The 12,320-nt window shown below is 68.8% G+C and carries 10 protein-coding genes, 1 rRNA gene and 1 pseudogene; 8 read left to right on the top strand and 4 right to left on the bottom strand.

The features are described 5' to 3' along the window. Positions 1-114, top strand: a 5S ribosomal RNA gene (rrf, locus tag M1M07_RS30690); the annotation flags it as partial. Positions 115-264: 150 nt separating this feature from the next. On the opposite strand, the gene M1M07_RS30685 is transcribed toward rrf, so the two are convergent. Then, complete coding sequence (locus M1M07_RS30685; protein ID WP_197255322.1) at positions 265-1,818, bottom strand: adenylate/guanylate cyclase domain-containing protein; 1,554 nt, start codon at positions 1,816-1,818, stop codon at positions 265-267. 58 nt (positions 1,819-1,876) lie between these two features. Between M1M07_RS30685 and nucS the strand changes: the two genes are divergently transcribed. Both nucS and M1M07_RS30675 read left to right on the top strand, forming a co-directional pair. Further along, on the top strand, positions 1,877-2,551 hold the full coding sequence (gene nucS, locus M1M07_RS30680; RefSeq protein WP_197255320.1) for an endonuclease NucS: 675 nt from the start codon (positions 1,877-1,879) through the stop codon (positions 2,549-2,551). 2 nt (positions 2,552-2,553) lie between these two features. Next, positions 2,554-2,862 (top strand): ATP/GTP-binding protein, encoded by a 309-nt coding sequence (locus M1M07_RS30675; protein WP_231611306.1) that lies wholly within the window; start codon positions 2,554-2,556, stop codon positions 2,860-2,862. Positions 2,863-2,895: 33 nt separating this feature from the next. Here M1M07_RS30675 and M1M07_RS30670 read toward each other — a convergent pair whose 3' ends face one another. Beyond that, positions 2,896-3,945, bottom strand: coding sequence for a hypothetical protein (locus M1M07_RS30670; protein WP_197255318.1), 1,050 nt, complete (start codon positions 3,943-3,945; stop codon positions 2,896-2,898). Positions 3,946-4,019: 74 nt separating this feature from the next. Then, the gene (gene mce / locus M1M07_RS30665; RefSeq protein WP_197255316.1) at positions 4,020-4,505 is read right to left on the bottom strand and encodes a methylmalonyl-CoA epimerase; all 486 of its coding nucleotides are present in this window, start codon (positions 4,503-4,505) and stop codon (positions 4,020-4,022) included. A 111-nt stretch (positions 4,506-4,616) separates the two neighbouring features. Here mce and M1M07_RS30660 point away from each other — a divergent pair, with 111 nt between their 5' ends. The 3 genes from M1M07_RS30660 to M1M07_RS30650 all read left to right on the top strand — a co-directional run bounded on the left by M1M07_RS30660 (position 4,617) and on the right by M1M07_RS30650 (position 10,295). Beyond that, the gene (locus tag M1M07_RS30660) at positions 4,617-5,807 is read left to right on the top strand and encodes an acetyl-CoA C-acetyltransferase (RefSeq protein WP_248676576.1); all 1,191 of its coding nucleotides are present in this window, start codon (positions 4,617-4,619) and stop codon (positions 5,805-5,807) included. A gap of 259 nt (positions 5,808-6,066) precedes the next feature. Then, entirely contained in the window at positions 6,067-9,351 is a 3,285-nt protein-coding gene (locus M1M07_RS30655) for a protein kinase (RefSeq protein ID WP_248676575.1), read from the top strand. A gap of 236 nt (positions 9,352-9,587) precedes the next feature. Beyond that, on the top strand, positions 9,588-10,295 hold the full coding sequence (locus M1M07_RS30650; protein ID WP_282582475.1) for an alpha/beta fold hydrolase: 708 nt from the start codon (positions 9,588-9,590) through the stop codon (positions 10,293-10,295). 95 nt (positions 10,296-10,390) lie between these two features. Here the strand turns inward: M1M07_RS30650 and M1M07_RS30645 are convergent, their stop codons facing one another. Next, a complete protein-coding gene (locus tag M1M07_RS30645; RefSeq protein ID WP_231611303.1) occupies positions 10,391-11,320 on the bottom strand; it encodes an alpha/beta hydrolase in 930 nt (309 codons plus the stop codon). A gap of 489 nt (positions 11,321-11,809) precedes the next feature. Here M1M07_RS30645 and M1M07_RS30640 point away from each other — a divergent pair, with 489 nt between their 5' ends. Then, on the top strand, positions 11,810-12,169 hold the full coding sequence (locus M1M07_RS30640; RefSeq protein ID WP_197255305.1) for a DUF3817 domain-containing protein: 360 nt from the start codon (positions 11,810-11,812) through the stop codon (positions 12,167-12,169). Positions 12,170-12,202: 33 nt separating this feature from the next. Further along, positions 12,203-12,320, top strand: a pseudogene (locus M1M07_RS33160) (co-chaperone YbbN); the annotation flags it as partial.

Raw genomic sequence — 12,320 nt, 5'->3', positions numbered from 1 at the left:
GGCGGCCATAGCGACAGGGAAACGCCCGGTCCCATTCCGAACCCGGAAGCTAAGCCTGTCTGCGCCGATGGTACTGCACTCGACAGGGTGTGGGAGAGTAGGACACCGCCGAACACCCGTTACCGAAGACCCCCACCGATTCCGGTGGGGGTCTTCGGCTTTCCCGGGTCCGGGTGTTCCGGTCCCGGCCGGTGACCAACAGTGTGCGTCCGGCTGCCGGTGTGTCGCTGGGATTCACCCGCGGATCTACGGCGATCTGCCCCCTCACTCGGAGAGGTGGGCGAGGATGTGGACGATCGTCGTTTCGGCGCGGCCGCGCAGAGCGATCCGATCGTGCGGAGTCCACAGTGCGCCTTCGGAATCCGACGCGGCATCGACGGCGCGCCCGGAGGCTGCGACCCTTCCGGGGACCGACTTCGCCAGCTCCGACAACCGTGCCGCCTCGTTGACCGGATCACCGATCACGGTGTATTCGAAGCGTTCCCGTGCCCCCACGTTCCCGGCGACCGCCCGTCCGGCGGCCACGCCGATGCCGGCTCGGCACTCGGGGACCTCGGTGAGGATGCGGAGGGCGATCTCGCGGGCGGCGCGCAGGGCGGAGCCGGCAGCGTCGTCGGTTTCGACGGGTGCGCCGAAGATTGCCAGGGCGGCATCGCCTTCGAACTTGTTGACGAAGCCGCCGGCGCGGTGCACTTCGTCGACGACGACCTCGAAGAACCGGTTGAGCAGCGCGACGACCTCGGCCGGCGGTCGGCTCGCGGCCATCGCAGTGGAACCGATGATGTCGACGAACAGCACCGCCACATCCCGTTCTTCTCCGCCGAGGACATCTGCATTGGCGAGCGCGGCCGCCGCGACCTCGCGTCCGACGTGCCGGCCGAAGACGTCTCGCAGTCGTTCGCGTTCGCTCAGTCCTTCGGCCATCCGATTGAACCCGGCCTGTAGTTCGCCGAGGGCGGTGCCGTCGTACACCACGACCCTGGTGTCGAGGTCGCCCTGCTCGATTCGGGTCATGCCGGCCCGCACGGATTCGATGGGCGCGATGCTCGCGCGCACACTGAGCCACATCAGCAGGGCACCGACGACGAGCGCGATCGAGCCGATCGTCAGGATCGTCACCGCGAACCGGGTGGGAGTGACGGGCCGGATGAAGCTGAACACCGCGACCAGGAGCAGCCCCACGATCGGGACGGCGCTGCCCAGTCCCCACGCGAGCATGAATCTGCCGCCGGCACTCGCCGGCCGTCGGTTCACCGGCCCACCCGCTTCGAGTGCGCGGGCCGCTACCGGGCGCAACGCAAACTCACCGAACAGGTAGACGAAGCCGCACACGGTCAGACCGGCCAGGGTGATCGTCAGGGAGACCTTGGGGATCGTCGTCGGATCGACGATGCCGAAACACGTCGTGAACAGGACCAATCCGATGAACCAGAGCGTTCCCTGCTGAAGGGTGAGCCGCCACGGCAGGCGGAGCGCAGCCCGCTTCTGAGTGTCGGTCGGGGGCCGGTCGTCGAGCGCCCAGCGCAGTTGCTCGAGTCCGAGCCTGGTGCCGCGCACCGTTCCGACGACCATCGCGACGAGTACGTAGACGGGTGCGATCACGGCGACGACGACGAGAAATTCGCGGGTGAGCACCGTCGGGCCGGGGACCACCACGTTGATCAGCACGGCGGCGATGGCCGCCCCGAGGAAGTGCGTGCCGAGCAGCGAGAAGGTCAACAGGGTCTGGATTCGGATGCGTTGCCGCCGAACCGGTTCGGCGGGCTCACCGAGGATCGGGGAACCGAGTGGCGCGTCACTTGCACGGCGTACGGGCATAGTCGTTGGAGACTAGTCGTTTAGTGCGTGGCACGGGGCATCCATTAGGGTGGCAGGAGTGCGCCTAGTGATTGCCCGCTGCCGAGTCGACTACATCGGACGCCTGACGGCACACCTGCCGACGGCGCGACGCCTGCTGCTGGTCAAGGCCGACGGTTCGGTGAGCGTCCATGCCGACGACCGTGCCTACAAGCCGCTGAACTGGATGAGCCCGCCGTGCTGGATGGCCGAGGAGCCGACCGAGGACGCGGAGGCTCTGTGGGTGGTCACCAACAAGGCAGGTGAGCAACTGCGCATCACGATCGAGGAGATCGAGCACGATTCGAGTCACGAACTGGGCGTCGATCCGGGCCTGATCAAGGACGGTGTGGAGGCGCACCTGCAGGAGCTGCTCGCCGAGCACGTCCATACATTGGGCCCCGGGTACACGCTCATCCGACGGGAGTACCCGACGGCGATCGGCCCGGTCGATCTGCTGTGCCGGGACGCGGACGGCGGCACGGTGGCGGTCGAGATCAAGCGACGCGGCGAGATCGACGGGGTCGAACAGCTCACCCGCTATCTCGAACTCCTCAACCGGGATCCGCTGCTGGCGCCGGTGACCGGCGTGTTCGCGGCGCAACAGATCAAACCGCAGGCCAAGACTCTCGCCACCGACCGGGGCATCCGCTGCCTCGTCCTCGACTACGAGGCGTTGCGCGGAACCGAGAGCACCGAGTTTCGGTTGTTCTGATCATGCCGCGCCGCAACCGAGCTCAGCCGCCGCGGCAACGCGGGCAGAACCTGCACGCGTCCGCGACCGTCCGCACCGAGTACGGGCCGGCGGGCGCCGAGTCGGAACGGTTCACCGTACGCACGGTGCCGGGGTCGCGAGCGACCAAGTCGTATCGGTGCCCGGGATGCGACCACGAGATCGCGCCGGGCACCGCGCATGTGGTCGCCTGGTCGACCGATGCGCTCGGTGGCGCGGACGACCGCCGGCACTGGCACACCGGATGCTGGTCGGGACGCGCGACTCGCAGTCCGACGAGACGCTGGTCGTAGTCGCCGGACGCGGGTCGAACACGCGCGATTCGGCTACCTGCGTGCCTTGCTGGTGACCGCGGGGGAACGACCCCGATCGCCCGCCACTGCCGGCATCCGCTCGGTTTCGTCGCCGGACCGGTCGTTGTTCGCCGTCGACTCGGGGGCCGAAGCCTCGGCATCGTCCGACCCTGCGCTGTCGGCTTCCGCTCGGTCGGTGCGGTCGTCCTGTGTCGACTGCCCGTCGCGGTCGAGCAGCTCGCCTTCCCGCGTGACCGCGGCGAGCATCGACGGAACGGATTCGAGTTGCTCGCGTACCCCGTCGAGCTGGGTGAGGATCCGGCTGCGCAGCACGCGCAGCTCCTCGGTGAGATCGCGGGCGTTGGCGATCTTGCGCTCCGACTGTTCGGTCGCGACGGCGAGACGTCGTGCGGCTTCCTGGGTCGCCTGCTCGACGCGCCGGTCGGCCTCGGCCTTGCTGGTGCGCTCGAGTTCGTCGAGCGCACCGAGCAGCTTGGACCGACGCTCGCCCATCGTGATCTCGAAGTCCTGCTGGACCTGTGCGCGCTTGGCTTCGGCTTCCGCGGCGAGCCGGTCGCGTTCCGCCTCGGCGGCGGCGATGATGCGATTGGCCTCGGCGCGTGCCGCGGCCATCGTCTCCGCATGTTCCTCTTCGAACGCGACGCGCCGCCGCTCGAGCTCGGCGATCTTCGCTTCGTAGTCGCCGCGCAGACGGATGCCTTCCTGCTCGGCGAGCGAGATCATTTCCGCCGCTTCGGCTTCCGCGCGCGCCCGAAGCTCGGACGCCTCGTCGGACGCCAGCCGGAGCATCCGGGAGATGCGATCGCTCATCCCCTCGGCGGTCGTCGGAGGCACCGACAACCGATCGACGTCCCTGCGCAGTTCGTCGATCTCGTTGCGGGCGTTCTCGAGCTGACGGGACAGGTCGCGGGCCTGAGCCGCGGCGGCGTCCCGGTCGGTCGCGGTCACCCGCAGCTCGGCCTCGAACCGTGCGAAGTAGTTGGTCACCTCGTCGCGGTCGAAGCCCTTGCGCACGATGGAAAACGGGAGATGGCTGGGGGTGCGATCGCGATCGAAGACCATGGCGTCAATCTACCCGGTCGGTGAGGCTCGGGCGGCGGGCGATCCCGCGTTGTGATAAGCGCCGCGTCGAGGACTCAGTGGTGAACGTCGGCGGCCGGCTCGACGAGCTCGACGAGCACACCACCGGCGTCCTTCGGATGCAGGAAGTTGATGCGCGAATCGGCGGTTCCGCGGCGCGGTGCGTCGTACAGCAGCCGCACACCCTGCTCACGGAGAATGGTCGACACGGCGTCGAGATCGCTGACGCGGTAGGCGAGCTGCTGGAGTCCCGGGCCGCTGCGGTCGATGAACTTCGCGATCGTCGAGTTCTCGTTCAGCGGTGCGAGGAGCTGGATCGCGGTGGAACCCTCGGGGGAACCGGGCACCGACAGCATCGCCTCGCGCACGCCCTGCTCCTCGTTGACCTCCTCGTGGGTGGAGACCAGGCCGAGGTTCTCGGCGTACCAGGTGAGGGCGGCGTCGAGGTCGGGCACCGCGATGCCGACGTGATCGATGGCGGTGACGAGGCCGGAGGCCAGCACGGCGCCGGTTGCGGGGGAATGGGAGGACGACTCAGTCATGTTCTAGACGGTAGCGCTAACGTTAGATCAGATCACGCCGGGAGGTCGCTTCCGGCACAACCCCAGGAACGCGCCAGGCTGCTGTTCCTCGAGACCTCGGAGGAATTCCCCGTGACCACTTCAGTCATCGTTGCCGGTGCCCGTACCCCGATGGGCCGTTTGCAGGGCGCGTTGAAGGATTTCTCGGGGTCGGATCTGGGTGGTATCGCGATCAAGGGGGCACTGGCCAAGGCCGGGGTCGCCCCGGAGCAGGTGGAGTACGTGATCATGGGTCAGGTGCTCACCGCCGGCGCCGGGCAGATCCCGGCCCGGCAGGCCGCGGTGGCGGCGGGCATCCCGATGGATGTGCCGGCGTTGACGGTCAACAAGGTGTGTCTGTCCGGGATCGACGCGATCGCGCTGGCCGATCAGCTGATCCGGGCCGGGGAGTTCGAGATCGTCGTCGCCGGTGGTCAGGAGTCGATGTCGCAGGCGCCGCATCTGCTGGAGAAGTCGCGGGCCGGGTTCAAGTACGGGGATGTGACGCTGCGTGATCACATGGCCTTCGACGGGTTGCACGACATCTTCACCGATCAGGCGATGGGGAATCTGACCGAGTCCGCGAACAGCGGGGAGCGGTTCGTCTCGCGGGAGGAACAGGACGCGTTCGCGGCGGCCTCGCATCAGAAGGCGGCCCGGGCGTGGAAGGACGGGGTCTTCGACGACGAGGTGGTGCCGGTGTCGATCCCGCAGCGCAAGGGTGATCCGGTCGAGTTCGCCGCCGACGAGGGGATCCGGGCCGAGACGACGGTCGAGTCGCTGGCCAGGCTGCGGCCGGCGTTCGCGAAGGACGGGACGGTGACGGCGGGCTCGGCCTCGCAGATCTCGGACGGGGCGGCGGCGGTGGTGGTGATGAGCCGGGCCAGGGCCGAGGAACTCGGATTGTCGTGGGTCGCGGAGATCGGGGCGCACGGGGTGGTGGCCGGTCCGGATTCGACGTTGCAGTCGCAGCCGGCGCGGGCGATCGCCAAGGCCTGTGCCCGGGAGGGGATCGATCCGGCCGAGCTGGATCTGGTGGAGATCAACGAGGCGTTCGCGGCGGTGGGGATCGTCTCGGCGCGGGAGTTGGGGATCGATGCGGAGAAGGTGAACGTCAACGGTGGGGCGATCGCGATGGGGCATCCGTTGGGGATGTCCGGGGCGCGGATCGCGTTGCACCTGGCGTTGGAGCTGAAGCGTCGCGGTGGTGGGGTCGGGGCGGCCGCGTTGTGTGGTGGTGGCGGTCAGGGTGACGCCCTGATCGTGCGCGTGCCCAAGGCGTAGTTCCCGGCTTCCACAAGGCTGCGGAGGGCACACGACGTGCGCTCCGGATGAGGACCTTCGGCGTGACGAGTCTCACGGCTCCGACCGCCGGAGGTCCTCCGCCGTTCCGGGCTGTCGAAGGCCCGTGGCGGACCAGCACGTGGCTATATCCTGAAGAGCACGCCTCGGGAGGTGGCGTCACGGAGGGAACGTGCGCCGGTCGAGCCGTCGGGACCGGCACGCGGGAACTGCGAGTCGGCGGAGTGAGTAGCACGTTCCGATGAGCGACGCGGATCCGGTCGACACACAGAGGTTCCCGGCCGACCCGGCAGGGGAGTTGGCCGGCGCCGGTTTCGATGATGTCGAGGTGATCGGACGCGGCGGGTTCGGGGCGGTCTACCGCTGCACCCAGACGGGCCTCGATCGCACGGTGGCGGTCAAGGTGCTCACCGTCGATCTCGACGAGGAGAACCGGGCGCGGTTCTTCCGGGAGCAACAGGCGATGGGCCGGCTGACCGGGCATCCGAACATCGTCCACATCCTGCAGGTCGGCACCACCGGCAGCGGCCGCCCCTATCTCGTGATGCCGTACCACCGGCACGGGTCCCTGGAAGCGCGGATCCGCCTCGGGGGTCCGCTGCGGTTGGATCAGGCCCTGCGGCTCGGGGTGAAGATGGCCGGTGCGATCGAGTCGGCGCACCGCCTCGGGATCGTGCACCGCGACGTCAAACCCGCGAACATTCTGCTCACCGACTACGACGAACCCCAGCTGGCCGACTTCGGTATCGCGCAGGTCGCCGGCGGTTTCCGCACCGCCACCGGCACCGTGACCGGGTCGCCGGCCTATACCGCGCCGGAGGTGCTGGCCGGGGATCCGCCCGGCCCGGCGGCCGATGTCTACGGTCTCGGCGCCACCGTGTTCAGTGCGCTGACCGGCCACGCCGCGTTCGAACGGCTCAGCGGGGAGCAGGTGGTCGCGCAGTTCCTGCGGATCACCTCGCAACCGGTACCCGACCTGCGGGAGCACGGGATCCCCGAGGACGTGTCCGCCCTGATTGCGCGGGCGATGGCCCGGACCCCGGACCAGCGTCCGGCCACGGCCGCCGAGTTCGGCGAGGAGCTGCGGCTGCTGCAGCGCCACCACGGTTTCCCGGTCGACGAGATGGCCCTGCCCACCGAGAGCGAGGGCGGGGTCGGAGGACCCGGGTCACTCGGGGATGCCGAGCGAGTACCGCCGGGCCGTGGGTTCGCGGTGTCCGTTCCGGCGGGCGCGACCGGTGATCTGCCGCTGGATCTGACCAGTTTCGTCGGCCGCCGGGACGAGCTCACCGCGGCGAAGAACCTGCTGACCGGTTCGCGGCTGGTGACGTTGACCGGGATCGGCGGGGTGGGCAAGACGCGGCTGGCCGTGCGGGTGGCGTCGGCGGTGCAGCGCGACTACGCCGACGGGGTGCGGCTGGTCGAGCTCGGTGAGCTGAACGACGGGGCGGCGGTGGTGGACGCGGTGGCCGCGGCGGTGGGGCTGCGGGATCAGTCGGGCAGGCAGAGGTGGGAGGTGCTGGTCGAGTTCCTGATCCCGCGGCAGATGCTGGTGGTGCTCGACAACTGCGAGCACGTGGTCGACGCGGTCGCCGATCTGGTGGAGTTGCTGCTGCGACGGTGTCCGGGAGTGCGGGTTCTCGCCACCAGCCGTGAGCCGTTGGGGCTCGGCGGGGAGGCGGTGCTGGCTATTCCTCCGCTGGCGGTGCCGGACCCGGAGCAGGGGCCGACCTCGGTACGGGCGCTGTCCCGCTTCGATGCGGTGAAGTTGTTCGTCGACCGGGCTGCAGCCGCCGTGCCGGGTTTTTCGCTCACCGAGGAGAACGCGGCGACGGTTGCACGGATCTGTCACCGGCTCGACGGGTTACCGCTCCCGATCGAGCTGGCCGCGGCCCGATTGCGGGCGCTGTCGCCCGAGCAGATCCTCGAGCGATTGACCGACCGCTACGTCCTGCTGACCCGCGGCAGCCGGGGTGTGCCGACGCGGCAGCAGACCCTGCGGTGGTGCATCGACTGGAGTTTCGAGTTGTGCACCCCAACCGAACAACTGGTGTGGGGCCGGATGTCGGTGTTCGCGGGCAGTTTCGACCTCGACGCGGCCGAGCAGGTGTGCGGCGAGGGTCTGGCGGCGGGGGAGGTCCTCGACACGCTGACCTCCCTGGTGGACAAGTCGATCCTGATCCGGGAGGAAACCGGGTCGGTGGTGCGATTCCGGATGCTCGAGACGCTGCGGGACTACGGCGCCGAGAAGCTCGAGCAGTCCGGTGAGGCCGTGGCCGTGCGTCGCCGGCACCGGGACCGGTTCGAGGCGATGGCGCTGGAGGCGGAAGCCGACTGGATCAGCGCCCGTCAGCTCGACTGGATCGCCCGCCTGAAACAGGAACAACCGAACCTGCGCGAGGCCCTCGAATTCAGTCTCGAGGACGATCCTGCCGCGGGGCTGCGGATCGCCGCCGCGCTGTTCAGGTTCTGGACCTCCCAGGGCCTCTACAGCGAGGCGTGGCGCTGGTACGACCGGCTGCTGGCTCGTTACAGCGGCCCACTCACCTTCGAATGGGTCAAGGCGATCTACACGGCGAGCGTGGTGGTGGGCTTCCTGGGGGACTTCCCCGTCGGGGCAGCGCTCGTCGAGCAAGGACGCATGCTCGCCGCGCAGACCACCGACCCCCTGATCCGCGCGTACGTGTCCTTCGCCGAAGGCACGCTCGGTCTCCTCAGCGGTGATCTCGAACATGTGTGTTCCCAGTTCGAATCCGCCCGTGCAGGGTTCAGCGCATGCGGAGAACGGGCGTCCGAGATCTCCGCCCTGGTCGCACTTGCGACGGCCTACGGGCTGTCCGGACTGACCGAGCAGGCGATCGAATGCCACGAGCGGGCCCTCGAGATCACCGGAATGCACGGGGAGAAGATCTACAGAACGTATTCGCTGTTCGCCTTCGGAGTTGTTCTGTGGCAGCAGGGTGACGCAGATCGAGCGGTCCCGATCCTCGAAGAATCACTGCAGATTTCCCGGCAGGTCCGCAATCCCCACAACGTGGCAGCCTGCCTCGAGGCGCTGGCCTGGATCAGCTTCGACCGACGCGATGCGCGTCGGGCCGCCGTTCTCATGGGCGCCGCGGACGGGTTGGCGAAGGAGGTCGGCATCTCTCCGATCATTCACTCGACACTGGTTGTCCACCACGACGAATGTGCCCGCAGGACCCGGGAGACACTCGGCGACAGGGCCTTCGAGGCCGCCCATCGGGAAGGTGAGCAACTCGGGTTCGACGCGGCCATCGCCTACGCCCTCCACGAGCGACCACCGGCCGCCTCCCCGTCGAGAACCGATGAGCCGGCGCGATTGACCAAGAGGGAACGCCAGGTCGCGGACCTCATCGGGGAAGGCCTGACGAATCAGGCCATCGCCCGTCGCCTGGTGATCTCCCCGCGCACCGCACAGGGTCACGTGGAGCACATCCTGGCCAAACTCGGATTCACCTCCCGGGCACAGGTCGCGGCCTGGGTTGCGGAGCAGTCGCACGACTAGGCACCGGGAACCTGCAGATACAGGTATGTCTCCAGGTATTTCGGCCGTCGCTTCCGCGCGGCGGTGACGGCATCGTGTGACTCGCCTCACCGTTTCGATCGAAGGCCGACCCGATGCAGCACCGACACCTCTCGCCGATCACCCCAGCCGCCGATCACCCTGCGGCGATGCCCTGGACAACTGTTCGACTCGACGCCGGGACGGGGGTGTGTGGCGTGCTCGGACAAGGATCTCCCTTGGTCTTCGTTCCGGGTGGGGGATCGACACCTTTGACGTACCGTCACGCCCTCGAACGGCTTGCCCGCCGTTTCCGTGTCTACGCCCCGCTGATACCGGGCTTCGCTGGAGTGGCGGGCCGTCCACTCGATCGACGGACGTTGCGGGACTGCTCTGCCTGGCTCGGTCGGTTCCTGGACGCCGCCGATCTCGGTCCCGTGACTCTCGTCGGGCACTCGTTCGGGGGAGCGATCGCCATCCAGACCGCCGACGCGGATCCGGATCGCGTTGCACGCCTCGTCCTGGTGAACTCGGTGGGCGGAGGGCCGTGGCCGGAGATCAGGAGTGCCGGGTCCCAGGTCGGTGACAGGAAGTCCCTGCCGCTCCGGATGCGTGCCACGACCGTCCTGCCACGTCACACGGCCACCATCTGCAACAGCGTCCGAGATCCCCGGCCGATCCGGCCCAGCGCTCCGGTCACTTCGGGCGGGTACCTGGTACCCGAGCTGAACCGGATCGCCGCACGACCCCTGCCGGTGTCACTGGTGTGGAGCCGCGGCGACCGCTTGATCACGCGTGCACGTCTCGAAGCGCTCCGGGATTCCCTGGGCCGACCACCGGTCTTCACGGTCGCGGGAGGCCACGACTGGCCGATCACCGCGCCGGACTATTTCGGTAACGCGATGCGGACCGTCCTCGACTGGCTGCCGACCAGGGGCGAGCAATGAGTACCGGTCTCGCCGCTCGCCGGGCCTGAGACCACGCGTCCCGGGCGACCTGTCATCCGACACGCGGGCGCTGCGCTGCCCGCACTGCCTCGCGGTCACGAATCGAAGGAGTCACCCGGACGCCCCGCGTCGAACTGTCCGTCCGGGACCGCATGCCGGATGAACAGGCCGATTTCGGTGATCGCGCGCCTGGACTCGGGCAGGAGATCTGCCGCCGACTGGAACCCGTGCAGTTGCTGCTCCCAGATCTGCAGGTCGCATTCGCTGCCGGCCTCGGCCAGCCGCTCTGCCATCACTTCGGCATCCGGCAGCAACAGTTCGTCCGAACCCACCTGGATCAGCGTGCGGGGCATGCCGCGAAGATCGTGATCCACCGGGCACATCCGGGCCTGCGCGCCCGGGTCCGTGGCTTTCCGTGCCTCGATGTTCCGGGCCAGCCTGAAGAGCTCCGCCGCGGCGCTGACCGGCAGGAGCGCGCATCGATCCGCGTTGGGGTGAGCCAGCTTGCGACCCGGATCCAACTCCGTGAGCGGCGACAGTGCCACGACCGCGGCCGGCGCGGGGAGACCCTCGTCGCGGAGGCGCAGCGGCACCATGAACGACAGGTAGCCTCCCGCGGAGTCGCCTGCGATCACGATCTGCTCGGGACGCCAGCCCGCGGCCAGCAGCGCGCGGTAACCGTCGACACTGTCGTCGATAGCGTCGTCGATCGAGTGCGCCGGCAGCATGCGGTAGTCGACCATCAGCACGGGCGCCTGCGCCTCGGCGGAAATTCGCGAGACGAGCCGCCGGTGGGTGCGGACTCCGCAGCACAGGAAAGCGCCGCCGTGCAGGTAGAGGACGACGCGGTCGGAACCGACGTCGGGGGCTTCGACCCAGAGTCCCTCGCAGTTCGGGAGCTGCGCGGGCCGGCATCGGGTGCCGTCGATCGGCGGCAACAGATTTCCCACCGAGTCGATCAAGTCGGCAGGCCACGGCAGGGCGGATGCGCGCGCCCACAGTGACAGCACGGGACGCAGGGTCATCCGGACCGATCGGGACAGGAGTCGCGCCTGCACGCTGGTACCCGGGAAATGCCGCCGATGCACGAGTGTCGGCCGGTGGTGGACTCCTGGCCCCTCCTGCGCGCCACCGCCGCCCACATCGTGGGGCTCCAGGAGCCGGCCAGTCGTCGCGATCGTCGTCATCGGTGCAAGTCCCTTCCGTGCGGTCATGCGAAGGGCCGGTCCGAAGTGCGTCGGCGAGCGGTGTCGGAGCAGTGGAGAACCCGGATTTCGCGATGGGTGGCAGCGCATTGGCAGGACATATGGTCGCGTGGGGCGAAAGGTCCCGCACCGGTCGAATGACCCGCGTGAGGTACCTGTTTATCGCCCACGGGGATGCGCCGGCCGGTGCAGCGTCCTTTACAGGTGCAGTGGCTTTACACCCGTCACCGTCCCGGCGCACCGGGGCGGGACGGTGATGTCTCTCACGGCAACGACGGGTCGTCGTAGGACTCGGGCACAATGGCGACCATGACGAACCTCCTCGACCTGTCCACCCCCGCGAAGCGATTCCGGCTCGTAGCGATCTGGGAAGCGATCACCTGGCTGGCCCTGCTGATCGCGATGTTCTTCAAGTGGGTGCTCGGACACGAGGAGGCCATCCGGATCCCGGGCATGGTGCACGGGGTCGCCGGATTCACGCTGTTCGTCGTCGTCGCGCTCGCAACCGCGTGGTCGCTCAAGTGGGACCTGAAGACGACCTTCCTCGCGCTGGTCTCGAGTGTCCCGCCGTTCGGCACCGTCGTCTTCGAGCGTTGGGCGGTGCGCACAGGCCGCCTCGGCGAGCTTTCCGATTCCGCGGCGCGCGAAACCGAGCCCGCACTGTCCTGACCGGGCGGCGAGCTACCCCCGAAACGTGACAGACTGGACGGCGTGACTCGACCCGGTTCCCGTCCAGCACGTTCCGCCGCGGCAGCAGCGGCGATCTCCGGCGCGGTGGATCTCGCACCGCTGAAGGAAAGGGCGTCCGCGCCCCCACCCC

Origin of the sequence: Rhodococcus sp. HM1 (assembly GCF_023218075.1) — a bacterium.
GTDB lineage: Bacteria > Actinomycetota > Actinomycetes > Mycobacteriales > Mycobacteriaceae > Rhodococcus.
The sequence above is the reverse complement of the archived record's forward strand: the minus strand, read 5'-3'. Positions and strand labels throughout refer to the sequence as shown.

Excerpts from the sequence above, each read along its gene's own strand:
- M1M07_RS30685 (WP_197255322.1), bottom strand. The coding sequence starts at position 1,818 with ATGCCCGTACGCCGTGCAAGTGACGCGCCACTCGGTTCCCCGATCCTC.
- M1M07_RS30675 (WP_231611306.1), top strand. The coding sequence starts at position 2,554 with ATGCCGCGCCGCAACCGAGCTCAGCCGCCGCGGCAACGCGGGCAGAAC.
- M1M07_RS30670 (WP_197255318.1), bottom strand. The coding sequence starts at position 3,945 with ATGGTCTTCGATCGCGATCGCACCCCCAGCCATCTCCCGTTTTCCATC.
- mce (WP_197255316.1), bottom strand. The coding sequence starts at position 4,505 with ATGACTGAGTCGTCCTCCCATTCCCCCGCAACCGGCGCCGTGCTGGCC.
- M1M07_RS30655 (WP_248676575.1), top strand. The coding sequence starts at position 6,067 with ATGAGCGACGCGGATCCGGTCGACACACAGAGGTTCCCGGCCGACCCG.
- M1M07_RS30645 (WP_231611303.1), bottom strand. The coding sequence starts at position 11,320 with ATGACCCTGCGTCCCGTGCTGTCACTGTGGGCGCGCGCATCCGCCCTG.
- M1M07_RS30640 (WP_197255305.1), top strand. The coding sequence starts at position 11,810 with ATGACGAACCTCCTCGACCTGTCCACCCCCGCGAAGCGATTCCGGCTC.